This window comes from Micromonospora sp. NPDC048907 (assembly GCF_055586885.1).
Genome location: NZ_JBVJHI010000002.1, coordinates 280752 through 305250, shown reverse-complemented (window position 1 = coordinate 305250; position 24499 = coordinate 280752). Strand labels below are relative to the sequence as shown.

19 protein-coding genes are annotated in these 24499 nt (G+C 73.7%); 14 read left to right on the top strand and 5 right to left on the bottom strand.

Annotated features, from left to right (window positions below; all coding sequences use genetic code 11):
- Positions 1-200: 200 nt before the first annotated feature.
- The gene (gene typA, locus ACZ6PY_RS06540; RefSeq protein ID WP_466069856.1) at positions 201-2069 is read right to left on the bottom strand and encodes a translational GTPase TypA; all 1869 of its coding nucleotides are present in this window, start codon (positions 2067-2069) and stop codon (positions 201-203) included.
- A gap of 131 nt (positions 2070-2200) precedes the next feature.
- Here typA and ACZ6PY_RS06535 point away from each other — a divergent pair, with 131 nt between their 5' ends.
- The gene (locus tag ACZ6PY_RS06535; protein WP_466069854.1) at positions 2201-3646 is read left to right on the top strand and encodes a DedA family protein; all 1446 of its coding nucleotides are present in this window, start codon (positions 2201-2203) and stop codon (positions 3644-3646) included.
- 40 nt (positions 3647-3686) lie between these two features.
- Positions 3687-4580, top strand: coding sequence for a transglycosylase SLT domain-containing protein (locus tag ACZ6PY_RS06530; protein WP_466069852.1), 894 nt, complete (start codon positions 3687-3689; stop codon positions 4578-4580).
- 48 nt (positions 4581-4628) lie between these two features.
- Here ACZ6PY_RS06530 and ACZ6PY_RS06525 read toward each other — a convergent pair whose 3' ends face one another.
- Positions 4629-6764: an MMPL family transporter gene (locus ACZ6PY_RS06525; RefSeq protein WP_466069851.1), complete on the bottom strand. Its 2136-nt coding sequence runs from the start codon at positions 6762-6764 to the stop codon at positions 4629-4631.
- Positions 6765-6901: 137 nt separating this feature from the next.
- On the opposite strand from ACZ6PY_RS06525, the gene ACZ6PY_RS06520 reads away from it, so the two are divergent.
- The 5 genes from ACZ6PY_RS06520 (at position 6902) to ACZ6PY_RS06500 (ending at position 12118) form a co-directional block, all read left to right on the top strand.
- The gene (locus ACZ6PY_RS06520) at positions 6902-7429 is read left to right on the top strand and encodes a MarR family winged helix-turn-helix transcriptional regulator (RefSeq protein ID WP_466070764.1); all 528 of its coding nucleotides are present in this window, start codon (positions 6902-6904) and stop codon (positions 7427-7429) included.
- Positions 7430-7431: 2 nt separating this feature from the next.
- Positions 7432-9084: a CocE/NonD family hydrolase gene (locus ACZ6PY_RS06515; RefSeq protein WP_466069849.1), complete on the top strand. Its 1653-nt coding sequence runs from the start codon at positions 7432-7434 to the stop codon at positions 9082-9084.
- Between the two features lie 164 nt (positions 9085-9248).
- Positions 9249-10157, top strand: a complete 909-nt coding sequence (locus tag ACZ6PY_RS06510; RefSeq protein WP_466069847.1) for a hypothetical protein — start codon at positions 9249-9251, stop codon at positions 10155-10157.
- 108 nt (positions 10158-10265) lie between these two features.
- The gene (locus ACZ6PY_RS06505; RefSeq protein WP_466069846.1) at positions 10266-10841 is read left to right on the top strand and encodes an ArsR/SmtB family transcription factor; all 576 of its coding nucleotides are present in this window, start codon (positions 10266-10268) and stop codon (positions 10839-10841) included.
- On the top strand, positions 10838-12118 hold the full coding sequence (locus ACZ6PY_RS06500; protein WP_466069845.1) for an MFS transporter: 1281 nt from the start codon (positions 10838-10840) through the stop codon (positions 12116-12118). Before ACZ6PY_RS06505 ends, ACZ6PY_RS06500 begins: the two co-directional genes overlap by 4 nt.
- 51 nt (positions 12119-12169) lie before the next feature.
- On the opposite strand, the gene ACZ6PY_RS06495 is transcribed toward ACZ6PY_RS06500, so the two are convergent.
- Entirely contained in the window at positions 12170-12373 is a 204-nt protein-coding gene (locus tag ACZ6PY_RS06495; RefSeq protein ID WP_013287480.1) for a cold-shock protein, read from the bottom strand.
- A 166-nt stretch (positions 12374-12539) separates the two neighbouring features.
- On the opposite strand from ACZ6PY_RS06495, the gene ACZ6PY_RS06490 reads away from it, so the two are divergent.
- Both ACZ6PY_RS06490 and ACZ6PY_RS06485 read left to right on the top strand, forming a co-directional pair.
- Complete coding sequence (locus ACZ6PY_RS06490) at positions 12540-13226, top strand: class I SAM-dependent methyltransferase (RefSeq protein WP_466069844.1); 687 nt, start codon at positions 12540-12542, stop codon at positions 13224-13226.
- 91 nt (positions 13227-13317) lie between these two features.
- Complete coding sequence (locus ACZ6PY_RS06485) at positions 13318-13938, top strand: DedA family protein (protein WP_466069842.1); 621 nt, start codon at positions 13318-13320, stop codon at positions 13936-13938.
- Between the two features lie 28 nt (positions 13939-13966).
- Here the strand turns inward: ACZ6PY_RS06485 and ACZ6PY_RS06480 are convergent, their stop codons facing one another.
- Together ACZ6PY_RS06480 and ACZ6PY_RS06475 are read right to left on the bottom strand one after the other, a co-directional pair.
- Entirely contained in the window at positions 13967-14620 is a 654-nt protein-coding gene (locus ACZ6PY_RS06480) for an MBL fold metallo-hydrolase (protein ID WP_466069840.1), read from the bottom strand.
- Positions 14621-14628: 8 nt separating this feature from the next.
- On the bottom strand, positions 14629-15345 hold the full coding sequence (locus tag ACZ6PY_RS06475; protein ID WP_466069838.1) for a maleylpyruvate isomerase family mycothiol-dependent enzyme: 717 nt from the start codon (positions 15343-15345) through the stop codon (positions 14629-14631).
- 259 nt (positions 15346-15604) lie between these two features.
- Here ACZ6PY_RS06475 and rsgA point away from each other — a divergent pair, with 259 nt between their 5' ends.
- The 5 genes from rsgA to ACZ6PY_RS06450 all read left to right on the top strand — a co-directional run bounded on the left by rsgA (position 15605) and on the right by ACZ6PY_RS06450 (position 24493).
- Positions 15605-16684 (top strand): ribosome small subunit-dependent GTPase A, encoded by a 1080-nt coding sequence (gene rsgA / locus ACZ6PY_RS06470; protein WP_466069837.1) that lies wholly within the window; start codon positions 15605-15607, stop codon positions 16682-16684.
- A 210-nt stretch (positions 16685-16894) separates the two neighbouring features.
- On the top strand, positions 16895-19840 hold the full coding sequence (gene uvrA, locus ACZ6PY_RS06465) for an excinuclease ABC subunit UvrA (RefSeq protein WP_466069834.1): 2946 nt from the start codon (positions 16895-16897) through the stop codon (positions 19838-19840).
- Positions 19841-19994: 154 nt separating this feature from the next.
- Positions 19995-20486, top strand: a complete 492-nt coding sequence (locus ACZ6PY_RS06460) for a Rieske (2Fe-2S) protein (protein WP_466069832.1) — start codon at positions 19995-19997, stop codon at positions 20484-20486.
- Positions 20487-20575: 89 nt separating this feature from the next.
- Complete coding sequence (uvrC, locus tag ACZ6PY_RS06455; RefSeq protein WP_466069830.1) at positions 20576-22516, top strand: excinuclease ABC subunit UvrC; 1941 nt, start codon at positions 20576-20578, stop codon at positions 22514-22516.
- A 1326-nt stretch (positions 22517-23842) separates the two neighbouring features.
- On the top strand, positions 23843-24493 hold the full coding sequence (locus ACZ6PY_RS06450) for a C39 family peptidase (RefSeq protein WP_466069828.1): 651 nt from the start codon (positions 23843-23845) through the stop codon (positions 24491-24493).
- Positions 24494-24499 lie beyond the last annotated feature (6 nt).

The window sequence follows — 24499 nt, the reverse complement described above, 5'->3', positions numbered from 1 at the left end:
GGCCGCCCGCTCCCGTTGATCATGAAGTTATTGCCAGGACACGCCGAGACGAACAGCAATAACTTCATGATCAACGGGGTGGAGGGGGGCGGAGATGGGCGGCGGGGCGGGGGCCGGCGGGGGAGGCAGGGGGCGGGAACGGGCGGGAACGGGCGGAGCCCGGTCCGCCGAGGGCGGGCCGGGCTCCGGGTGAGGTGTGGTCAGCCGGCGTGCTTGCGCCGGGCGGCCATCCGGCCGCGCTGGGTCTGGTCCAGCACCACCTTGCGGATCCGCACCGCGGCCGGGGTCACCTCGACGCACTCGTCCTCGCGGCAGAACTCGAGGGCCTGCTCCAGCGACAGCTTGCGCGGCGGGATCAGCTTCTCGGTCTCGTCCGCGGTCGACGACCGCATGTTGGTGAGCTTCTTCTCCTTGGTGATGTTGACGTCCATGTCGTCGGAGCGGGAGTTCTCGCCGACGATCATGCCCTCGTACACCTCGGTGCCCGGCTCGACGAAGAGCTGGCCGCGCTCCTGCAGGTTGGTCATGGCGAACGCGGTGACCGAGCCGGAGCGGTCGGCGACCAGCGAACCGTTCTGGCGGGTGCGCAGCTCGCCGAACCACGGCTCGTACGACTCGAACACGTGGTGCAGGATGCCGGTGCCGCGGGTCTCGGTGAGGAACTCGGTGCGGAAGCCGATCAGGCCGCGCGCCGGGACCAGCCACTCCATCCGGATCCAGCCGGTGCCGTGGTTGACCAGCTGCTCCATCCGGCCCTTGCGGGTGGCGAGGAGCTGGGTGATCGCGCCCAGGTACTCCTCCGGAGCGTCGATGGTCAGCCGCTCGACCGGCTCGCAGGTCTTCCCGTCGATCTCCTTGGTGACCACCTGCGGCTTGCCGACGGTCAGCTCGTAGGACTCGCGGCGCATCTGCTCGACCAGGATGGCCAGGGCCAGCTCACCGCGGCCCTGCACCTCCCAGGCGTCCGGCCGCTCGGTGGGCAGCACCCGCAGCGACACGTTGCCGACCAGCTCCTTGTCGAGCCGGTCCTTGACCATCCGGGCGGTGACCTTGGCGCCCTTGACCCGGCCGACCAGCGGCGAGGTGTTGGTGCCGATGGTCATCGAGATGGCCGGCTCGTCGACGGTGATCAGCGGCAGCGGGATCGGGTTCTCGGCGTCGGCCAGGGTCTCGCCGATCATGATCTCCGGGATGCCGGCGACCGCGATGATGTCGCCCGGGCCGGCGCTGTCGGCCGGCTTGCGCTCCAGGCCCTCGGTCATCAGCAGCTCCGAGATGCGGACCCGCTGGCTGCTGCCGTCGGTGCGGCACCAGGTGACCGTCTGGCCCTTGCTGATGGTGCCCTGGCGGACCCGGCACAGCGCCAGCCGGCCGAGGAACGGCGAGGCGTCGAGGTTGGTGACGTGCGCCTGCAGGGGCGCGTCCTCCTCGTAGGCGGGGGCCGGGATGGTGTCCAGCAGGGTGCGGAACAGCGGCTCCAGGCTGTGGCTGTCGTCGGGCACCGCGCCGTCGGCCGGCTGGGTCAGCGAGGCGATGCCGTCGCGGGCGCAGGCGTAGACGATCGGGAAGTCGATCTGCTCCTCGTCGGCGTCCAGGTCGAGGAAGAGCTCGTAGGTGTCGTCCACGACCTCCTTGATCCGGGCGTCGGGGCGGTCCACCTTGTTGATCACCAGGATGATCGGCAGCCGGGCGCGCAGCGCCTTGCGGAGCACGAACCGGGTCTGCGGCAGCGGGCCCTCGCTGGCGTCGACGAGGAGCACCACGCCGTCGACCATGGTCAGGCCGCGCTCCACCTCGCCGCCGAAGTCGGCGTGCCCCGGGGTGTCGATGATGTTGATCGTCACCGGCTCGGAGCCGTCCGCCGGCAGGTAGCGCACGCCGGTGTTCTTGGCGAGGATGGTGATGCCCTTTTCCCGCTCGAGGTCCATCGAGTCCATGACCCGCTCGGTGTCCTCACCACGGGCGCCGTAGGCGCCGGCCTGCCGCAACATGGCGTCGACCAGGGTCGTCTTGCCGTGGTCGACGTGGGCGATGATGGCGACGTTGCGGAGGTCGGTGCGTAGCTGCATACCCTCCATACTCCTGTCTGCGGTTGCCGGGGCACGCCTCGGGGTCACCCCGAGATCGCCCGGATCTCTGCCGAAAGTGCTGTCCCGACCGTTCCAGGGACTGGCATGCTGGCTCCCGTGCGGGGGACCGGATGCCTGACCTGCTGAACTGGCTGCAGGAGCTGCCGCCTCTGCTGATCTACCTGGTCGCCGCGTCAATCGTCGCGGGCGAGACCGCGGTGATCTTCGGGCTGCTGGTGCCGGGTGAGGCGACCCTGCTGCTGGTCGGCTTCCTAGCGTACGCGGGGACGCTGCGCCTCGCCCCCACGCTGCTGGCCATGACCGCTGCCGCCGTGATCGGAGACACACTCGCCTACCGGGCCGGCCGGCGGTACGGGCCGAAACTGCGTGCCTCCGGCCTCGGTGCCCGGATCGGGCCGGAGCGGTGGCGGCGCGCCGACTCGCTGCTCGACCGCCTCGGCGGGCGGGGCGTGCTGGCGGCCCGCTGGGTGGCCTTCGCCCGCACCCTGGCGCCCCGGCTGGCCGGCGCGGCGGGCCTGCCGTACCGGCGGTTCGCGCCGTGGAACCTGGCCGGCGTGGTGAGCTGGGTGGGGGCGTCCGTGCTGGTCGGCTACGCCGCCGGCGAGTCCTACGAGCGGGTGTCGAGGTTCCTGGGCCGGGCCACCGGCGCGGTGCTCGTGCTGCTGGTCTGCCTCATCGGGGTGGTGCTGGCCGGCCGCTGGCTGGGCCGCAACCCGGACCCGGCGCGGGCGCTGGCCGCGCGCGCCGCCGCCCTGCCACCCCTGCGCTGGGTGCGCGCCCGCTACGGGGTGCTGTTCTTCCTGCTCGCCATGCGGTTCGGTCCGGCCGGGACGCTGCTGATCAACCTGGCGGCCGGCCTCCTGCTGCTGTTCGCCGCCGGGCTGGCCGTCGCGGCGGTGCTGGAGGCCGTGGTCCGGCACAGCGGGCTCGGCGTGCTCGACGGGCTCGTCGCGGACTGGTTCGCCGCCCGACGTACCCCCGGGGTGGCCGACACGGCGCTGGCCGCGGTCTCCGTGCTGCGCGGCTGGGTGCTGATCGCCGCGGTGGCCCTCGTGGCGGCGGTGGTGGCCTGGCGGAGTCGGCCGTGGCGGGCCGACCTGCTCAGCGTCCTCGGCACGGTGGGGGCGTTCGTGCCGCTGGTGGTGCTGGTAGCGGTCGCCGGCCTGACCGGGCCGGGCGGCCCGGACGGTGCCCCGGACCTGCTGCCCACCCAGAACGCGGTGGTCACGGCGAGCTTCGGCACCCTCGCGTGGCTGCTGTCCCGGGGCGCCCGCTGGCCGGTGGCGGTGGCGGTCTGGACGGGCGCGCTGGCCGGCGTGGTCGCCGTCACCGGCGCCCGGCTCTACCTGGGCTGGAGCACGGCCAGCGGCACCGCGACGTCGGTGTTGCTCGGTGCGGCCTGGGTCACCGTGCTCGTGGTCGCCTGGGCCACCCGGGACCACGCGGCCGGCGGGGACGACGCGCCACCCGACGCGGACCGACCGGCCACAGGGGACGGACCGCCGCGCCCGCGGGCCTCCCGGGGCGGCGTCGCGGGTACCCCGCCGGCCCGCTGATCCCTGCTAGGGTGCGGCGGACGACCACGGGGGAGGTCTGATGCGTCGAGGAGTGGGCCGCTGGGCCACGGCGGCGGTCGCCGCGGTGCTGGCGGCGACCGTGGTCACCGGGTGCGGCGACGGCGACGGGCCGACCCGCGAGGTGGCGGTGGAACTGCCCAGCGAGGCGCCCGTCGACGCGCCGGCGGACGGCCCCGCCGATCTGCCGAGCGACGAACCGCCGGCGGTCGCGGCGATGGGTGCCCGGCCGAGCCCGAGCGCCTCCCGGACGGCGAAGCCGACCACCAGCCGGGCCGGTGCGCCGCGGCCCACGGTGAAGCCGTTGACCGAGACGAAGGCGCCGCCCGCCCCGAAGCCCCCGGTGGCCGGCTGCAAGCCCAGCTACAAGGGCACCGCCGCCAGCCGCAGCCAGGTCAAGCAGGCACTGACCGACGCCGCCGCGAAGACCTACTGGCCGGTGTCCGCGCCGGACATCAAGGTGCCGCTCAACCTGGTGAAGGCGACGGCTTGGCAGGAGAGCGGCTGGCAGTCCAACATCTACGCCTGCGACAGCGGCGTCGGGCTCATGCAGGTCCAGCCGCCGACCGCGGAGTTCGTCAACGACCGGTTCGAGAAGAGCTACGACCTCGACGCCTACCGGGACAACGCGGTCCTCGGCGCCAACTACCTGGCCTGGCTGACCAAGAAGATCGGCGACTCCCACTTCGGCTCGGACTACCGGCTCGACACCTCGCGGTGCACCAGCGAGCTGACGTCCTGCCTGCTCAACGCGGTGATCGCCGCCTACAACGTGGGCCCGGGCAACGTCGCGCCGGACTGTGCGCCCGGCAAGAACCCGCCGTGCGGGCCGCCACCGCCGTTGACGATTCCCAACGAGACGTACGTCTACAACGTGCGGGCGCTCATGACCGAGTGCGTCTGCCTCAGCTACTGAGCCGGCGAGAACGGGGCCCCGGCGGAGGATCGCCGGGGCCCGTCCCTCTCAGTCCCGCGCGCCGGCCGGCGTGACCGCCGCCGTGGCGTCCCGCGCGGGGGCGTCGGGTTCGCGGGCGATCCGCCCCGGCCACCAGAACCGGTCGCCGAGCAGGAAGGCCAGCGCCGGCACCAGCACGGTGCGGACCAGCAGCGTGTCCAGCAGGACGCCGACGCAGACGATGATCCCGATCTGGGTGAGGGTGATCAGCGGCAGCACGCCGAGCACGGCGAACACCGCCGCCAGCAGCACGCCCGCGCTGGTGATGACTCCGCCGGTGACCCGCAGTGCGGAGCGCATCCCGTCCCGGGTGCCGGTCCGGCGCGCGTCCTCGCGGGCCCGGGTGACCAGGAAGATGTTGTAGTCCACACCGAGCGCCACGAGGAACACGAAGGCGAGCAGCAGCACCCCGCTGTCCAGCGCCGGGAAGTCCAGCACCCGGTCGAAGAGCAGCCAGGCCGCGCCGAGGCTGGCGAAGAACGACGCGATGACCGTCAGCACCAGCAGCACCGGGGCGAGCAGCCCGCGCAGCAGCAGCACCAGCACCGCCCCGACCAGCAGCAGGATGATCGGCAGGATCAGCCAGAGGTCCTTCGTGTTCGCCCGGTCCGAGTCGTAGGTGGCGGCCACCGTGCCGCCGACCAGCGCGCCGTCCGGGGCGTCGGCGCCGGTGGCCGCGGGCGGCGCGGAGTCCGGCACGGCGGCGACCGCGTCACGCAGCGCCTCCACGGTCCGGTCGGAGGCGGCGGTGCCCGGTTCGGCCGCCAGCACCACGTCGACCTGGGCGACCCGGTCGCCGGCGGCGCCGGGGCGGGCGGAGGCGACCCCGTCGACCGCGCCGGCGGCGGCCAGCACGGCCGGTGCCGCGCCCGGGTTGGTGAGCACGGCGACCGGTTGGGTGGCGCCGGCCGGGAACGCCCGGGCCAGGGTCTCGGCGCCGGCGACCGCCTCCGGCTTCGCTCGGAACTGCTCGGTCTCGGACAGGCCGGTGCGGATGCCCAGGCCGCCGAGGGCGAGGGCGGCGAGGAGCAGGACGGACAGCGCGGCGACCGGGAGCGGGCGACGGGCGACGGCGAGGCCGAGCCGGCCCCAGAGCCGGCCCTCCCGGGCCGTGTCGCCGACCCGGGGTACGAACGGCCAGAACAGACCCCGTCCGAAGAGCACCAGGGTGGCGGGGAGCACGAGGAGCGCGGAGAGCATGGCGAAGACCACGCCGGTGGCGCAGGCCACCGCGAGCGCGCGGTTGGTCTCCTGCTCGGACAGCAGCAGGGTGAGCACGCCGAGGACCACTGTGGAGCCGCTGGCCAGGATCGGCTCGGCGGTGCGGCGCAGCGCCGCGCGCATGGCGGTGAACCGGTTCTCCTCGCGGTGCAGTTCCTCCCGGTAGCGGGCGATGAGCAGCAGCGCGTAGTCGGTCGCGGCGCCGAAGACGAGCACGCTCGCGATGCCGGTGACCTGGCCCTCCTGGAGGTGGATGCCGAACGCGGGCACGATCGTGTCGACGGCGCGCAGGGTGAGCTGCTCGGTCGCGGCGACGACCAGCAGCGGCACGATCCACAGGAACGGGCTGCGGTAGGTGACCAGCAGCAGCAGCGCCACGACGCCGGCCGTGACCGCCAGCAGGGTGAGGTCGGCGCCGTCGAAGACCTTGCTGAGGTCGGCGGTGAAGGCCGGGGCGCCGGTCACCTCGACGGTCAGTGCGTCGGGCAGGTCGGCCAGCGCCGCGCGGAGCTGCGCGACCTCGTCCACCACGGCCTCCTGGCCGCCGGCGGTGGCCAGCGGCACGGCGACCAGCGCCACGGTGCCGTCGGGGGAGAACTGGGCCGGCACGACCTTCCCGCCGGCGGCGAGCCGGCCCAGCTCGGCGGACGCGCCGTCGAGCGCGGCCCGGTCGGCCGCGGCCAGCGGGGCCCGGTCGGCGCGGCTGACCACCACGACGGCGGGCTGCACGTCGCTGTCCGGCAGCTGGTCCTGGAGGCAATCGACCTGGGTCGACTCCCACTGCGCCGAGAGGCCGGTGGCGGAGACGGGATCGGGGTTGTCGGGGCGGGGAAGGCCGAAGACGACGGCGCCGACGACGAGCGCGGCGGCCACGGTGAGCCAGGCGGCCAGCCGGCCCCGGGCGACGCGGGTGAACAGTGACATCGGGGTGCCCTCTTGTCATCGTTTGCGGCAACGACTCTCGTTTACCAAGTATCTTGATAGGCGAGATTATCGGCGGAGGTCCTATGCTGCAAGCGGACGGTCCGGGCAGGGGGTAGCGGCGAGACGTGGCGCAGAGCATGTACCGGCGGCGGGACGACCCGCGCGAGCGGATGATCGCCGACATCACCAACGACCTGCGCCGCTACTCGGTGGACGCGCGGCACATCGGGCACGCGTTCGCCGGCCTGCACGGCCTCAACGCCACCGACCTGCACGCCCTCATCGCGGTGATGGACGCCGAGCTGCTCGGCGACCCGATCACCCCCGGCCGGCTGGGTGAGGCGCTCGACCTCTCCTCCGGCTCGGTGACCGCGCTCATCGACCGGCTGGAGCGGGGCGGGCACATCCGGCGCGACCGCGACACCGCCGACCGGCGCAAGGTCCTCCTGCACTACGCCGACCGGGGCGCCACGCTGGCCCGCAGCTTCTTCGGCCCGCTCGGCCGGCGCACCGACGAGGTGATGGCCCGGTTCAGCGACGACGAGCTGGCCGTCGTGCACCGGTTCCTCGCCGAGATGGTGGTCTCGATGCGCGAGCACCGCGACGCCGTGCGCGCGGCCCGGGGCGAGCCGGGGCGCGGCACGCCGGAACCCGCCGCGGACTGAGCGTGCAGGGCGTCGTCACCCGGCTCGCCGCGGCCGCGCTGCGGCTGCCCGCCGCCCGGACCCGGCGGATCACGGTCACCCGGGACCTCCCCGTCCGGGTCCGCGACGGGGTGACGCTCCGCACCGACCACTACGCCCCGGACCTGCCCGGTGTGGCGTGCGTGCTCATCCGGACCCCGTACGGGCGGGGCGGTCCCGTCCGGCTGCTCGGCCGCCTCCTGGCCGAGCGCGGCTACCACGTCGTGATCCAGTCCTGCCGGGGCACGTACGGCTCCGGCGGCGAGTTCGCCCCGCTGGTGCACGAGCGCGACGACGGCCTGGACACCCTCGACTGGCTGCGCCGGCAGCCCTGGTGGACCGGCGCGTTCGGCATGTTCGGCGCCAGCTACCAGGGGTTCGTGCAGTGGGCGCTCGCCGCCGAGGCGGCCGACGAACTGCGCGCGATGGTCGCCGTGGTCACCGCCTCGGCCACCCGCGACTCGACGTACGCGGGGGAGTCGTTCGCCCTGGACACGGTGCTCACCTGGGCGGAGCTGCTCCAGGCGCAGACCGTGCCCTGGCTGGCCCGGCAGTGGGAGCTCAAGCGCGGGCAGCCGCGGCTCACCCGGGCGCTGGCCCACCTGCCGCTGGCCGAGGCGGACCGGATCGCGACCGGGGCGACCGTGCCGTTCTTCCAGGAGTGGCTGCGCCACCACACGCCGGACGCCGACTACTGGCGGACCCGGATCTTCGGCGACCGGATCGCCGAGGTCCGGGCGCCCGTGGCGATGGTCAGCGGCTGGCAGGACATCTTCCTTCCCGCCCAGCTCGACGACTACGCCCGGCTCCGGGCGGCCGGCGCCCGGCCCCGGCTGACGATCGGCCCGTGGACCCACGGCAGCCCGGGCCTGCTGATGGCGGCACTGCGGGAGGGCCTGGACTGGCTCGACGAGCACCTGGCCGGGCGCCCGGCGCCGGTCCGTGCGCCCGTCCGGGTGCACGTCGGCGGTGGCGGCGGCTGGCGTGACCTGCCCGACTGGCCCCCGCCGGCCGAGCCGACCCGCTGGCACCTGCACCCCGGCCGCGCGCTCGCCCCCGCGCCGCCCGCCGACTCGGCACCGGACCGGTTCCACTACGACCCGGCCGACCCCACGCCGTCGCTCGGCGGCCCGCTGCTGGTCGCCCAGCGGGCCGGCGCCGTGGACAACCGGCCGGTGGAGGCCCGGCCGGACGTACTGGCCTACACGAGCGCGCCCCTGGACGGGCCGGTCGAGGTGGTCGGCCCCGTGCACGCCGAGATCCACGTCCGCAGCGAGCTGTCCTACCTGGACGTCTTCGTGCGGCTCTGCGACGTCGACCGGCGGGGGCGGTCCTGGAACGTCTGCGACGGGCTGGTCCGGGTCGCGCCCGGGCGCTTCCCGCGCGACGCGTCCGGTGTGGTCCGGGTGCCGGTCACCCTCTGGCCGGCCGCGCACCGCTTCGCGTCGGGGCACCGGCTGCGCGTCCAGGTCTCCGGTGGCGCCCACCCGCGCTACGCACGCAACCCGGGCACCGGCGAGCCGCTCGGCACCGCCGTCACTCTTCGTGCTGGTTGGCGGGACGTGTTTCACGATTCCGAGCATCCTTCGGCCTTGGTGCTGCCGATGGTGCCGGTGGCGTCCACAGTCGCCCCATAGTTCCAGATGGTGCTCTGAGCTGGGCATTCACCTGCAAGTGTGGATATCCTCGGTGCAAGTGCCCGGTGCCGTGCAGTTAACCGGCGGGGCGCGTCCCCGGATCGTGCGCGTTCACGCGTAGTGATCGTCGTGCCCGCCGGCCATCGATCCGGAGGGGAGATCCCATGACGTCGGCCCCGGCGAACCTGTTGGCCGTCCGCAACCTGTTGCTCACCTATCTCAACGTCGACAAGCACGCCGTACGCAGTCAGGACCTGGAGCCGGCCGAGGTCGGCATCGTGGGCGACCCCAACCACCGGGGCGGATACCACTGCGGATCCGACCGGGTGGTGGTCCGGGACTACTCGGTGGTGGAGTCACCCCGGGACTCCTCCGGCCTGACCCTGCACGCGTCCGCGCTGGACGTGGGCGCGTTCTCGGTCTCGTCCGGCGGCGCGACGCACAACCTGCGTACCTTCTCCACCTGGTTCGTGTCGCAGTGTGCCGCGGGCGCCGCGGACGCCCGGGACATCCGGGAGATCATCTACTCCCCGGACGGCAGGACCGTGAAGCGGTGGGACCGGCTGGGCAAGCGCACCACCGGGGACAACAGCCACCTGTTCCACACCCACTTCAGCTTCTTCCGCGACTCCACGAAGGCGGGCCGGGACCAGACCCCGCTGTTCCGTCGCTACCTGACCGCGATCGGCCTGATCGCCCCAGTGAAACCGGAGACCGGCATGGAACAGACCGACAAGCTCATCAACGACACCGGATCCCCCAACCGCACCGTCGGCAACGTCCTGGCCGACCTGGAGAACCTGCGCAACTGGCTCATCTCCCCGGTCGGCACCACCGGCCTGGTCGCCCCGCCCCAGGCGAACTCGCCGCTGCAGCAGATGCTGACCATGGCGCGGGCCTGGCCGGCGCTCGTGGCGCAGGTCACCGCGCTGTCCAACCGGGACTTCACCGACGAGCAGCAGATCGTCACCGGGGTCCTCGCCGGGCTGCCGCCGGAGAAGATCGCCGAGGCGATCCCGCCGCAGATCGCCCGGGACGTCGCCGACGAGCTGTCCCGGCGACTGACCGCCTGATCGGCCCGGCCCGCGGCGAGTGCCGCGCCGCGGTTTCGGGCCCGGTCGACCGGAAAGTTCGGCAACAGGTATTGCGCAACATCTCTTGCCGATGTCACGCTCTTCCCCATGGAGCAGCCCACCGTCCGGCACGTCACCGATTCCCGCGTCCTCGCCGCGCTCGCCCACCCGCTGCGGCGCCGCCTCATGGACGTCCTCAAGGTGTACGGTCCGTGCACCGTCGGCCAGCTCGCCGAGCGCACCGGCCAGGCCCCCGCCAACGTCAGCCACCACCTCAAGGTGCTCGGCGCCGCCGACCTCGTGCTCGAGGCGCCCGAACTGGCCCGGGACCGCCGCGAACGCTGGTGGCGGCTCCGCGACCGGGGGGTGCGGTGGTCCAACACCGACTTCGACGCCGACCCCGCCGCCCGGGCGGTGGCCGACGCGGCCAGCTCACTGAACCTGGACCGGCACGTCGCCCTGGTCAGGGCCTGGCACGCGGCATCCGACGAGGACCATGCCGCATGGGGCGACGGCCCGTTCAGCACCGACAAGTGGCTGCGGTTGACCCCGGCGGAGCTGGCCCAGCTCAGCGACGAGATCAACGAGCTGCTCGCCCGCTGGGCCGACCGCCCCGCCCCCGACGACGGGCAACGACGCGAGCCGGTCTTCCTGTTCGCCCACGGCGTGCCGGGCCAGCCGTGACCGCCCCCGCGCGGGTGACCGCACCCGACACCGATCCCCGGCCCCGCGGCGGCCTGCTCCGGCACCGCGACTTCCGGCTGCTCTGGGCCGGGCAGACGGTCAGCGCCGTGGGCAGCAACGTGACCGCCGTGGCCCTGCCCCTGGTCGCGGTGGCCGTGCTAGACGCGACCACGTTCCAGGTGGCGGTGCTCACGGCGGCGGCCTGGCTGCCGTGGCTGCTGGCCGGCCTGCCCGCCGGCGCCTGGGTCGACCGCGTCCGCCGGCGGCCCGTGATGATCGCCGCCGACCTGGTCTCGGCGGCGCTGTTCGCCAGCGTCCCGGTGGCCGCCCTGCTCGACCTGCTCACCGTCGGCCAGCTCCTGGTCGTCGCCCTCGGCGCCGGCCTGGCCCGGGTGTTCTTCGAGACCGCCGACCAGGTCTACCTGCCCACCCTGCTGCGTCCCGAGCAGGTGCCCGAGGGGAACGCCAGGCTGCACGCCACACAGACGGCGAGCTACCTCGTCGGGCCGGGACTGGCCGGCCTCATCGCCCAGCTCGCGGGCGCGGTGACCGCGGTCCTGCTCGACGCGCTCAGCTTCCTGGTCTCCGCGGCGTGCCTGAGCCGCATCCGGGCCGTCGAGCCCCGCCCGGACCGTCCCGCCGGGCCGACCTCGCTGCGCCGGGAGGTGGCCGACGGGTTGCGCTTCGTCGTTCGCGATCCGTACCTGCGGGTGCTGACGGTCTTCGGCGCGGCCAGCAACATCGGGCTCAGCGGCTACCAGGCGGTGCTCGTGGTCTTCCTGGTCCGCTCCGCCGGGCTGCCCGCCGGGCTGGTGGGGCTCCTCATCGGACTGGCCAGTGTGGGCGGGCTCGCCGGCGCCGCCCTGGCCACCGGGCTCGCACGGCGGCTCGGCTCGGCCCGCGCCCTGCTCGCCGCGGGCGCGCTCACCGGACCGCCTGCGCTGCTCATCCCGCTGGCCGGCCCGGGCGGCCGGGTGGCCTGGCTGGTGCTCGGCGGGGCGCTGGTCAGCCTGGGCGTCGCCGTGGGCAACGTGGTGAAGGGCAGCTTCCGGCAGACGTACACGCCGCACGGGCTGCTCGGGCGGGTGACCGTGAGCATGCAGCTGCTCAACTACGGCACCATCCCAGTCGCCGCCCTCGTGGCCGGCACGCTGGGCGCCCTGTGGGGCCCGGCCGGGGCGATCCGCGTGATGACCGCCTGGCTCGCGCTGACGCCGCTCATCCTGCTCGCCGGGCCGCTGCGGCGGCGCCGTGACCTGCCGGCGGCCCCCGCCTGAGGATGCGCTGCGGCGGCGGTCGGACAACCGACCGCCGCCACCGGCACGAAGCTACATCGGACGGACGTTGTCCGCCTGCGGACCCTTCTGCCCCTGGGTCACCTCGAACTCGACCTTCTGGCCCTCGTTCAGCTCGCGGTAGCCGCTGGATTGGATGGCCGAGTAGTGGACGAACACGTCCGGACCCCCGCCGTCCTGCTCGATGAAGCCGAAGCCCTTTTCCGAGTTGAACCACTTGACCGTGCCGGTTGCCATGCGTCTCTCCCTGTTCAATGCGGGTGAGCACCGGTCGCCGCCGGTGATCGCCCTTTACCTTCCCGACAGTAACCGCCCGAACCGCGATCCGCTGGCGGAAGTGCCGGCGTGGCCCACGATTACGCCGCCAGCGCGAAAATCCCCCCGGCCCGGGGCGGCGAGGGGCATGCTTGCCCCGGTGAGGACACCGACGCCGCTGGCCGACCTGGAACGGGAGATCGCGGCGCCCGGCGACGGCCTCGACCGGCTCCGGCTGGTCGCGGCGCCGTTCGTGCCGGAGGTGCGCCTGCACCTCGCCGAGGACGCCATCCTCTGGTGGGCCCGGATGGAGGCCGCGGCCGGCCGGTCGCTGCCGCCGCCCTACTGGGCCTCCGTCTGGGCCGGGGGGCAGGCGCTCGCCCGGCACCTGCTCGACCACCCCGAACTGGCCGCCGGGCGGCGGGTGCTCGACCTGGCCGCCGGATCCGGGCTGGTCGCCATCGCCGCGGCGCTCGCCGGCGCCGACCGGGTGGTCGCCAACGACGTCGACCCCTGGGCGGTGGCGGCCGTGACCGTCAACGCCCGGGCCAACCGGGTGACCGTCGCCGCCACCGGGGACGACCTGCTGGACACCACCGCCACCGCCGACCTCGTGCTGGCCGGGGACGTCCTCTACGACGAGGCGCTGGCCGCGCGGATGCTGCCGTACCTGCAACGGGCCGCCGACCGCGGCGTCCAGGTGCTGGTCGGCGACCCCGACCGGGGACACCTGCCGCCGGACCGGCTGGAGCTGGTGGCGGCCTATCCGGTGCCGGTCACCGAACCCTCGGTCGACTCCCCGGTCCGCCGGGTCCAGGTGCTCCGCCCCCGCTGACCCCTCAGGGATCATCCGGAGCCGGACTCGGGGGAGCGGTGGGGAGCAAACCCGATGTGCCGGGTCGCCCCGGGGCCCTAGCGTACGGAGCATGACGGATCTGCTGGCCCAGGTCGGGGAGCTGCCCACCACCCTGCTCATGGGGATGCTGGGCATGGTGATGCTCGCCGACGCCGTACCCCTGCTCGGGGTGCTGGTCCCCGGCGACGCCGCGGTCCTCGCCGCGGTCGGCGCGGGCCGGCCGGCGACCGGCCTGGCGACCGTCGTGGCCGTGGTGGCCGGGTGCCTCGCCGGCTGGTCGTTGAGCTTCCTGGCCGGGCGGCGCTGGGGCGAGCGGCTGCGGCGCAGCCGGCTCGGTGACTGGATCGGCGAGCCGCGCTGGGCGGCCGCGGAGGCGCTGCTGCGCCGGGGCGGCGGGCGGATGGTGCTGGTGGCGCCGTTCCTGCCGGTGTTCAACGCGCTGCTGCCCCTCGCCGCCGGCGGCCTGCGCATGTCCTACCGGCGGTTCGCGGTCAGCGCGGCGCTCGGCGCGACGCTCTGGGCCGGCCTCTACGTGGCCCTCGGCATCACGGCGCGGACGCTGACCGGGCTGCTGCCCGGCGCGCCGAACCCGACAGTGCTCACCATGGCGGTCGGCCTGCTGCTCGCCGGGCCGGTGCTGCTCGGCACCCGGCACCGGCTCCGCGCGCTGACCGCCGCCGACGCGGGCTGAGCCGGCCCGTCGGGCCGGCCCGCCGCGGTCACCAGCCGCGGGCCCGCCACTGCGGCAGCGCGGGGCGCTCGGCGCCGAGCGTGCTGTCCTTGCCGTGGCCCGGGTAGAACCAGGTCTCGTCCGGCAGCCGGTTGAAGAGCTTCCGCTCCACGTCGTCGATGAGCTGGCCGAACCGCTCCGGGTCCTGCTCGGTGTTGCCGACCCCGCCGGGGAAGAGCGAGTCCCCGGTGAACAGGTGCGGCACGCCGGACGGGTCGCGGTAGAGCAGCGCGATCGAACCGGGCGTGTGCCCCTTGAGGTGGATCACCTCCAGCGCGCAGTCGCCGACCGGGACCGTGTCGCCCTCGCGCACCGGCTCGGCGTCGATCGGCAGCCCCTCGGCGTCGTCGGCGTGCACCAGCGGGCGGGCGCCGGTCTTGGCGACCACCTCCTCCAGGGCGACCCAGTGGTCCATGTGCCGGTGGGTGGTGACCACCGCGGCCAGCCCGCCGGCACCGACGAGGTCGAGCAGGCGGGGCGCCTCGTTCGCGGCGTCGATCAGCACCTGCTCGCCGGTCTCCCGGCAGCGCAACAGGTAGGCGTTGTTGTCCATCGGGCCCACCGACAGCTTCGTGATGGTGAGCCGGTCGAGCTCGCGCACGGCCGGCGCACCGCCGGGCGTGACGTCTCCGTTGTAGGTCATGGCGGTGTTCAGATCCATTCCGGTGGAGTCGGCAGGGGACCGGCGGGAGTGACGGTGAGCACCTCGCCCGCGCTGCGGCCGGTCAGCCAGGCGGCGAGTTCCGGCGCGGGGCCGGTGACGGTGGGCGCCCCCTCGGGGTCGCCCACGACGAGTTCCTGGCGGACGCCGTCGAACCGCAGCACCATGGCCGGCGCCTCCGGGTTGCCGGCGAGCCCGGCCACCACCTCGTGCAGCAGCCGCTGGGCGAACGCGTCCGGCCAGTCGGCCGGGCGGTAGCCGGCCCCGAGGTCGACGTGGTGCACCTCGACCTCGCGCAGCCGACCCCAGACCAGCATCGCCGCCGGCCACGGGCCGCGCCGGGTCTGCACGGTGGCGCCCCACGCCTCCACCGGCATCTCGGCGACCGCCGCGGTGAACCGCTGCGAGCTGCGGCGCAGGTCGTCCATGAGGTCGGCCGGCCCGCGGCCCGCGCCGGCCTCGATGTCGGCCGACCGGGCCTCGGGACTGGCGTACATCGGGATCGCCTCGCCGGTGCGCGCCGAGGTCAGCAGGTTGACGAAGCCGTCGGCGTTGCGGGCCAGGTGGGTCAGGACGTGCCCGCGCGTCCAGCCCGGCAGCAGCGACGGCGCGGCCATGTCGTCGGCGCCCAGCGCGGCCGTGGTGCGCAGCAGCCGGGCGGTCGCCTCGTCCAGCTCACCGGTCAGCAGGAGAGGATCGCTCGTCATGCCGTCACCCCAGTCGCGCTCACGCACCGACCCTAGCGGTAGGCCGCCGTCGCGTCGCCGGGGAAATAGCTTTCGGCGCGCCGCCGCTCCCTCTACGGTCGGGGCCGACGGCTTCGGGTCGTGGCGCGGCGTTCGGACCGCGCCCGGGCTGACGTCGCCGTAGAGCGCGGCACCGGGAGTCGGAGCGGAGGTGGTGGTGAGCATGCCGGCCGTAGCACGCGTGATCCGCCAGGAACCCCCTCGACACCGATGAGGACGCATGACCATCGACCTGACCGCCCTCGGCTGGGATGCTGACCGGGCGGCGTACCTGAATCGACGCACTGACCGCCGACCGGGCCGGGTGGCCCGCGTCGACCGCGGCGTCTGCACCGTGCTCCGCCCGGAGGGGCCCGTCCGGGCCAGCCTGGGCGGCGGCCTGCTGGCCGCGGCGGCCCGCGACCTGACCGCGCTGCCCTGCGCCGGCGACTGGGTGCTGCTGGCCACCTGGCCGGACGGGCCGGTCACCGTGGAGACGGTGCTGCCCCGCCGCACCGCGCTGATCCGGCGCACCGCCGGCAAGGACGCCAGCGGCCAGGTGCTGGCCGCCAACCTCGACGCCGCCGCGGTGGTCGAGCCGGTGCACCCGGCGCCGGACGCCGCCCGCATCGAACGGCTGCTCTCCCTGGCGCACGAGTCCGGCGCCGAGCCGCTCGTCGTGCTCACCAAGGCCGACCTGGCCCCCGACCCGGCCGCCGTGGCGCGGCAGCTCGCCGCCCTGGCGCCCGGGGTGCCGGTGCTGCCGGTCAGCGCCGAGCGCGGCACCGGGCTGGACCCGCTGCGCCCCTACGTGGCGCCGGGGCGCACGCTCGGCCTGCTCGGGCCCTCCGGCGCGGGCAAGTCGAGCCTGGTCAACGCGCTGGCCGGGGCCGACGTCATGCGCACGCAGGCGATCCGGCGCTCCGACGGCAAGGGCCGGCACACCACCACCTGGCGGGCGCTGGTGCCGATCCCGGGCGGGGGAGCGGTGCTGGACACCCCGGGCGTGCGGGCCGTCGGCCTGCTGGACGGCTCGGCCGGCCTGGACCGGGCGTTCGCCGACATCGCCGAGCTGGCCGCCGGCTGCCGGTACGGCGACTGCGCCCACGAGGCCGAGCCGGCCTGCGCCGTGCGGGCGGCCCTGGAGACCGGCGAGCTGCCGGTCCGGCGGTGGGAGAACTGGCGCCGGCTCCAGCGCGAGGTGGCGTACGAGAGCCGGCGCCGGGAGGTCCGGCTGGCCTCCGAGCGGCGGGGCGGCTGGCGCGGCGGCCGGCGGCGGACCGGGCGTCCGGCGACCCCGCCCGGACCCGGGGGACTCTAGCGGGTGCCGGGGCGGGCCGGGGCGGGCCGCGCCGGTGTCCGCCCGACCGCGCTGAGCTGGGGGAATGTCCGCGCGACGGAAGTTGTCATACCTCGGGGCTAGAGTTGCCGAGGCGTCTTCCCTGCGCCTCGACAACCCTCGAAAACCGCCCAGACCTCGCGTCGGGCGGACAGATCCGCCTCACAATCTTCTTCCGGGAGCACACGCACCGTGGCCGACCGACTGATCATCCGTGGCGCGCGCGAGCACAACCTGCGTGACGTCAGTCTCGACCTGCCCCGGGACGCCCTGATCGTCTTCACCGGGCTCTCCGGTTCGGGCAAGTCGAGCCTGGCGTTCGACACCATCTTCGCCGAGGGCCAGCGCCGCTACGTCGAGTCGCTCTCGTCGTACGCCCGGCAGTTCCTCGGCCAGATGGACAAGCCCGACGTCGACTTCATCGAGGGCCTCAGCCCCGCGGTCTCCATCGACCAGAAGTCCACCTCGCGCAACCCGCGCTCCACCGTCGGCACCATCACCGAGGTCTACGACTACCTCCGCCTGCTCTTCGCCCGCATCGGCGAGCCGCACTGCCCGATCTGCGGCGAGCGCATCTCCAAGCAGAGCCCGCAGCAGATCGTCGACCGGGTGCTGGCCATGGCCGAGGGCACCCGGTTCATGGTGCTCGCCCCGGTCGTGCGCGGCCGCAAGGGCGAATACGTCGACCTCTTCGCCGAGCTCCAGGCCAAGGGCTACGCCCGGGCCCGGGTCGACGGCGTGGTGCACCCGCTGACCGAGCCGCCGAAGCTCAAGAAGCAGGAGAAGCACACCATCGAGGTGGTCATCGACCGGCTCAGCGTCAAGCCCAGCGCCAAGCAGCGGCTGACCGACTCGGTCGAGGCGGCGCTCGGCCTCTCCGGCGGCCTGGTGCTGCTCGACTTCGTCGACCTGGCCGAGGACGACCCGGCCCGTGAGCGCCGCTACTCCGAGCACCTGGCCTGCCCCAACGACCACCCCCTGGCGATCGAGGACCTGGAGCCCCGGGTCTTCTCCTTCAACGCGCCCTACGGCGCCTGCCCGGAGTGCACCGGCCTGGGCACCAAGAAGGAGGTCGACCCGGAGCTGGTCATCCCGGACCCGGAGCGCACCCTGCGCGAGGGCGCCATCCAGCCCTGGGCGACCGGGCACAACCTGGAATACTTCCTGCGCCTGCTGGAGGCGCTCGGTGAGGCCGAGCACTTCGACGTCGACACCCCGTGGCGGGCGCTGCCGTCCCGGGCGCAGAAGACGATCCTGCACGGCTCCGACGACCAGGTGCACGTCCGCTACCGCAACAAGTACGGCCGCGAGCGCTCCTACTACACCGGCTTCGAGGGCGTGGTGCAGTGGATCGAGCGGCGGCACACCGACACCGAGTCGGAGTGGTCGCGGGACAAGTACGAGGGCTACATGCGCGACGTGCCCTGCGCGGCCTGCGGCGGCACCCGGCTCAAGCCCGAGGTGCTCGCGGTCACCCTGGCCGGCAAGAGCATCGCCGAGGTCTGCAACCTCTCCGTCGGCGAGGCCGCCGACCTGCTCGCCGGCATCGAGCTCACCGACCGGCAGAAGATGATCGCCGAGCGGGTGCTCAAGGAGATCAACGCCCGGCTGAAGTTCCTGCTCGACGTCGGGCTCGACTACCTCTCCCTGGATCGCCCGGCCGGCACCCTCTCCGGCGGCGAGGCGCAGCGCATCCGGCTCGCCACCCAGATCGGCTCCGGCCTGGTCGGCGTGCTCTACGTGCTGGACGAGCCCTCCATCGGCCTGCACCAGCGGGACAACCACCGGCTCATCGAGACGCTGCTGCGGCTGCGCGGGCTGGGCAACACGCTGATCGTGGTCGAGCACGACGAGGACACCATCCGGGTCGCGGACTGGATCGTCGACATCGGCCCGGGCGCCGGCGAGCACGGCGGCAAGATCGTGCACAGCGGGTCGGTGCCGGCCCTGCTGGAGAACGAGGAGTCGATCACCGGGGCCTACCTGTCGGGGCGCAAGGCGATCCCGACGCCGGCCGTCCGCCGGCCCCAGACCCCGGGCCGCGAGCTGGTGGTGCACGGGGCGCGCGAGCACAACCTGCGCAACCTCACCGTGGGCTTCCCGCTCGGCCAGCTCATCGCGGTCACCGGGGTCAGCGGCTCCGGCAAGTCGACGCTGGTCAACGACATCCTGCACGCGGTGCTGGCCAACCAGATCAACGGCGCCCGGCTGGTCCCCGGCCGGCACACCCGCATCACCGGCCTGGAGCACGTCGACAAGGTCGTCGGCGTCGACCAGTCGCCGATCGGCCGCACCCCGCGCTCCAACCCGGCCACCTACACCGGGGTCTGGGACCACATCCGCAAGCTCTTCGCGGAGACCACGGAGGCCAAGGTCCGGGGGTACGGCCCGGGCCGGTTCTCGTTCAACGTCAAGGGCGGCCGCTGCGAGGCGTGCTCCGGCGACGGCACCATCAAGATCGAGATGAACTTCCTCCCGGACGTCTACGTCCCCTGCGAGGTCTGCAAGGGCGCCCGCTACAACCGGGAGACCCTGGAGGTGCACTACAAGGGCCGGACGGTCGCCGAGGTCCTGGACATGCCGATCGAGGAGGCGGCCGAGTTCTTCTCCGCCATCCCGGCCATCCACCGGCACCTCAAGACGCTTGTCGACGTGGGCCTCGGCTACGTACGTCTCGGCCAGCCCGCGCCGACGCTGTCCGGCGGCGAGGCGCAGCGCGTCAAGCTCGCCTCCGAGCTGCAGAAGCGCTCCACCGGCCGCACGGTCTACGTGCTCGACGAGCCCACCACCGGCCTGCACTTCGAGGACATCCGCAAGCTGCTCATGGTGCTGGAGGGCCTGGTCGAGAAGGGCAACACCGTGATCACGATCGAGCACAACCTCGACGTGATCAAGTCCGCCGACTGGATCATCGACATGGGCCCGGAGGGCGGCCACCGGGGCGGCACGGTGCTCGCCACCGGCACGCCGGAGGAGGTCGCCGAGGTGCCGGAGAGCCACACCGGCCAGTTCCTGCGGCCGATCCTCAAGCTCGACGGCGCGGCCAAGGGCGCCAAGGCGGCCACCACCCGGGCGGCCAAGGCCAACGGCGCCGCGGCGAAGCCCCGCACCCGCAGGGTGCCGGCGGGGGCGCGCTGAGTGACGGGTACGACGGGCGGGCCGGCCACGGCCCGCCCGTTTCGGATATCCATTTCGTGACGCGTCAGTATGAACCGTGCGCCAGAGTGATCCGTGTCGTGAAGTGAGGCCATCGGATCACGACGGGTGGCGGCAGCCGAGAGAGAGGCCGGACATGAGTGACGACGAGGTGCTGACCGGGCCGGGGAGGCAGACTCGCCGGACCCTGCTGGCGGGCGCCGGCGCGGTCGGGGCGGCCGTGGTGCTGACCGCCTGCGGTGACGACGCCGGCGACACGGCCGGCGGCCCGGCCCCCACCAGCGCCGGCCCTCCCGGCGCCACCAACGCCGGCGACCCCGAGGGCGGCGACCGGGACAGCAAGGGCCCGCTCGCCCGGACCACCGACATCCCGGTCGGCGGCGGGGCGGTCTTCGCCAGCCAGGGTGTCGTGATCACCCAGCCCGAGGCCGGCCAGTTCAAGGCCTTCGACCCGATCTGCACCCACCAGGGCTGCCCGGTGTCGAGCGTCGACGGCGGCACCATCAACTGCACCTGCCACAACAGCCGGTTCTCCATCACCGACGGCTCGGTGAAGCAGGGTCCGGCGACCAAGCCGCTCGCGCCGAAGAACATCAAGGTCACCGGCGAGCAGATCACCCTGGCCTGATCGTCCCGCCGCGTCCCCCGCCCGCCCGACCGGGGGCGGGGGACGCGCGGCGACGGCCGGTTGTCGGGGGCGCGGACTACGCTTGGCGCGTGGCTGACCCCTCGACCTACCGTCCCGCACCCGGCACCATCCCGGAGTCGCCAGGGGTCTACCGCTTCCGCGACGGCACCGGCCGGGTGATCTATGTCGGCAAGGCGCGCAACCTGCGCAGCCGGCTCAACTCCTACTTCGCCGACCCGGTCAACCTGCACCAGCGCACACGGCAGATGGTCTTCACCGCCGAGTCGGTGGACTGGATCACGGTGGCCACCGAGGTCGAGGCGCTCCAGCAGGAATACACCTGGATCAAGCAGTACGACCCGCGGTTCAACGTCCGCTACCGCGACGACAAGTCGTACCCCTACCTGGCGGTGACCCTCGACGAGGAATACCCGCGGTTGCAGGTGATGCGCGGCGCCAAGCGCAAGGGGGTGCGCTACTTCGGGCCGTACTCGCACGCCTGGGCCATCCGCGAGACGCTGGACCTGCTGCTCCGCGTCTTCCCGGCGCGGACCTGCTCCTCCGGGGTGTTCAAGCGCGCCGGCCAGGTCGGGCGGCCGTGCCTGCTCGGCTACATCGGCAAGTGCTCCGCGCCCTGCGTCGGCAGCGTCACGGCCGAGGGGCACCGGGAGATCGTCAACGGCTTCTGCGACTTCATGGCAGGCCGCACCGACACCATGGTGCGGCGGCTGGAGAAGGAGATGCTGGAGGCCAGCGAACAGCTCGAGTTCGAGCGGGCCGCCCGACTCCGCGACGACGTGGCGGCGCTGCGCCGGGCCATGGAGAAGCAGACAGTGGTGCTCGGCGACGGCACCGACGCCGACGTGGTGGCCTTCGCCGACGACCCCCTCGAAGCCGCGGTCCAGGTCTTCCACGTCCGCGACGGCCGGGTCCGCGGCCAGCGCGGCTGGGTGGTGGAGAAGACCGAGGAGCTGACCACCGGCGACCTGGTGCACCACTTCTGCACGCAGGTCTACGGCGGCGAGCAGGGCGAGGCCGACGTGCCACGCGAGCTGCTCGTCCCCGAGCTGCCCGGCGACGTCGACGCGCTCGCCGACTGGCTGTCCACCCGGCGGGGCAGCCGGGTGTCGCTGCGGGTGCCGCAGCGCGGCGACAAGCGCTCGCTGCTGGAGACCGTCGAGCGCAACGCCAAGGACGCGCTCGCCCGGCACAAGCTCAAGCGGGCCGGTGACCTCACCACCCGCAGCCAGGCCCTCGACGAGATCGCCGAATCGCTCGGCATGCGCACCTCCCCGCTGCGCATCGAGTGCTTCGACGTGTCGCAGATCCAGGGCACCGACGTGGTGGCCAGCATGGTCGTCTTCGAGGACGGCCTGCCCCGCAAGAGCGAGTACCGCCGGTTCATCGTGCGCGGGGCCACCGACGACCTCTCCGCCATGTCCGAGGTGCTGCGGCGGCGCTTCGCCCGCTACCTCGACGCCCGCGCCGAGACCGGGGAGATCGGCGAGGAGACCGCCGGCGATCCGGACCGGCCCGGCATCGACCCGACCACCGGGCGGCCGCGCAAGTTCGCCTACCCGCCGCAGCTGGTCGTGGTCGACGGCGGCCCGCCGCAGGTGGCGGCCGCCGCGCAGGCCCTCGCCGAGCTGGGCATCGACGACGTGGCGCTCTGCGGGCTGGCCAAGCGGCTGGAGGAGGTCTGGCTGCCCGACGACGAGTTCCCGGTCATCCTGCCGCGCACCTCCGAGGCGCTCTACCTGCTCCAGCGGGTCCGCGACGAGGCGCACCGCTTCGCCATCACGTTCCACCGCCAGCGGCGCTCGAAGCGGATGACCGAGTCGGCGCTGGACAACGTGCCCGGCCTCGGCGAGGTCCGCCGCAAGGCCCTGCTGCGGCACTTCGGCTCGCTGAAGCGGCTCAGCGCGGCGACGGTCGAGGAGATCACCGAGGTGCCGGGGGTGGGCAAGCGGACCGCCGAGGCGATCCTGGCCGCCCTCGACGACGGCGCCCAACACACCCCCACCGCCTGACCCGCTCGCGGGTGTCCCCACCCGTCGGCCTTCCGTCCGCGCCCGCCGGTCCGCTCTGTGCCAGCTCGGGCCACCGGCACCACCCTCGGCGGTTCGACCGCTGCGCGGTGCCCGGTGCGGGGCACTCGCGCGGATCTTGGCGACCTGCCGTTCGGTGCGAACGGTAACTCGCCAAGATCCGGGTGTCCGGTTGATGTCGGTCCGGGTGCGGAGGCGTCCGCAGGTTCTGGGCCGGTGTGGGGGCGTCGGCTTGTGGCTGTGGCGGCCGGCGTCGGTTGTGTGGGCGGCTGAGAACTTGATGGCGTGAACGGATCGGCGCGGTGGCTTGGTGACGTGTCCTGGTCGGTTGCCTGTCGAGCCGACGTCGGGATCGACCTGACGGCGAGCGCGGTCCGGCGTGCCCCGCCATGCCCTGTCGGTGGAGTCGGGCAACCATCCAAGCACCGTGCGCGGCATATGTCGGCCTCGCACCGTTCCGCCTATGCCGACGGACCGGCGCCGGGCAGCCACCGGCGCCCCGAATGGCGCCGGGCAGTCACGGGGCGCCCCGCATGCCCGGTCAAGAGGATCCACGCCAGCTCAGAGAGGGAGTGCGCCAGTTCGGTGAGGTGGGGGACGTCCGGTGGAGGAGGGTGCGCCACCGGGTCAAGCTGGGGGCCGAGCCAGGAGGGGAGTGTGTGCGGGTACGGGGGCTTCCGTCGGCCTGGCGGTGGCTCGTCGCCCGCGCGCCTCGGTCGTCGGGCTGCGCCGGCTGGGGCGGATGTCGGGTTCTGGAGGCGGACTTCGGGCCGTGATGTCCGGTTCATGCCTGGCTGTCGGGTGGTCGGCGCCACCGTGGCGGCGGAATCATGCCGGGGGTGGGGTCGTTGTACATGGCAGACCGCGCAGCAGCCCGCCCCCGGGCGACGGCGACCGCCGGTCGGAATGACCGGCCCCCACCGGTCGTTACATCCCCCGGACCGCGCAGGTCCGAGCCGGCGAGCCGCGGGGAATGACCTCCCGGCCCCGGTCGTTACATACCCGGACCCCGCACCACCGGTCCGAGCCGGCGAGCCAGGGAATCACCCGCGGCCCCCGGTCGTTACACCACCCGGACCGCGCACCACCGGTCCGCACCGGCCAGCCAGGGAATCATCCCCCGGCGCCGGTGGTTACATCCCCCCGGGACATCGGGTCAGGGTCGAGGGAATCGCTTCCCCACCGCCGATGGTTACACCCCCGGACCGCCCGAGCAGGTCACCCCCGATCGCCGGGCACCCACAGCTTTTCCAGCGGCACCCGCACCCCCTGCGTGTGCTGCTCACCCCCGACAGAGAGGCACTCATCATGCGTACCGATCTGCTGCGTAAGACCGTTCTGACCGCTGCCGGCTTCGCCGCCACCGCCGGTGGGATCGCCGGCCCCGCGATCGCCGCCCACGCCGCCGAGGCCAAGCCCGCCTCGCAGGTGAGCACCGACCGTAAGGGTCACGGCGAGCGGGAGCTGGACGTCCGCTACGAGGCCCAGCCGAACTTCTACTACTGCGGCCCCGCCGCCGCCCGTAACGCCATCTCGGTGCTCGGCAAGAACATCGACGTCGACGCCATGGCCAAGGAGATGGGCACCACCGAGAACGGCACCAACAGCATCAACGACATCACCCCGGTGCTGAACAAGGAGACCGGCAAGCACTACCGGTCGGTGGAGATCCGCGACGGCAAGGCCGACGACAAGCAGACCGACACCCTGCGGGCTGACATCGTGCGGACCGTGGACGACGGCCGCGCCGTGGTCGCCAACATCGCCGGCACCGCCACCGACACCGACGGCAACACCCACTCCTTCGAAGGCGGCCACTACATCAGCGTCGTCGGCTACCAGAACGACGGCCACACCGTGACCATCGCCGACAGCGCCAACCCGAACACCGCCTCCTACCGGATCAGCGTGGACAACCTCGCCGACTGGATCGCCACCCGCGGCTACTCGGCCTCCTGACCGGCT

Excerpts from the sequence above, each read along its gene's own strand:
- typA (WP_466069856.1), bottom strand. The coding sequence starts at position 2,069 with ATGCAGCTACGCACCGACCTCCGCAACGTCGCCATCATCGCCCACGTC.
- rsgA (WP_466069837.1), top strand. The coding sequence starts at position 15,605 with ATGACCATCGACCTGACCGCCCTCGGCTGGGATGCTGACCGGGCGGCG.
- ACZ6PY_RS06510 (WP_466069847.1), top strand. The coding sequence starts at position 9,249 with ATGACGTCGGCCCCGGCGAACCTGTTGGCCGTCCGCAACCTGTTGCTC.
- ACZ6PY_RS06475 (WP_466069838.1), bottom strand. The coding sequence starts at position 15,345 with ATGACGAGCGATCCTCTCCTGCTGACCGGTGAGCTGGACGAGGCGACC.
- ACZ6PY_RS06535 (WP_466069854.1), top strand. The coding sequence starts at position 2,201 with ATGCCTGACCTGCTGAACTGGCTGCAGGAGCTGCCGCCTCTGCTGATC.
- ACZ6PY_RS06525 (WP_466069851.1), bottom strand. The coding sequence starts at position 6,764 with ATGTCACTGTTCACCCGCGTCGCCCGGGGCCGGCTGGCCGCCTGGCTC.
- ACZ6PY_RS06505 (WP_466069846.1), top strand. The coding sequence starts at position 10,266 with ATGGAGCAGCCCACCGTCCGGCACGTCACCGATTCCCGCGTCCTCGCC.
- ACZ6PY_RS06530 (WP_466069852.1), top strand. The coding sequence starts at position 3,687 with ATGCGTCGAGGAGTGGGCCGCTGGGCCACGGCGGCGGTCGCCGCGGTG.
- ACZ6PY_RS06485 (WP_466069842.1), top strand. The coding sequence starts at position 13,318 with ATGACGGATCTGCTGGCCCAGGTCGGGGAGCTGCCCACCACCCTGCTC.
- ACZ6PY_RS06450 (WP_466069828.1), top strand. The coding sequence starts at position 23,843 with ATGCGTACCGATCTGCTGCGTAAGACCGTTCTGACCGCTGCCGGCTTC.
- ACZ6PY_RS06490 (WP_466069844.1), top strand. The coding sequence starts at position 12,540 with ATGCTTGCCCCGGTGAGGACACCGACGCCGCTGGCCGACCTGGAACGG.
- ACZ6PY_RS06480 (WP_466069840.1), bottom strand. The coding sequence starts at position 14,620 with ATGACCTACAACGGAGACGTCACGCCCGGCGGTGCGCCGGCCGTGCGC.
- ACZ6PY_RS06460 (WP_466069832.1), top strand. The coding sequence starts at position 19,995 with ATGAGTGACGACGAGGTGCTGACCGGGCCGGGGAGGCAGACTCGCCGG.
- ACZ6PY_RS06495 (WP_013287480.1), bottom strand. The coding sequence starts at position 12,373 with ATGGCAACCGGCACGGTCAAGTGGTTCAACTCGGAAAAGGGCTTCGGC.
- ACZ6PY_RS06520 (WP_466070764.1), top strand. The coding sequence starts at position 6,902 with ATGTACCGGCGGCGGGACGACCCGCGCGAGCGGATGATCGCCGACATC.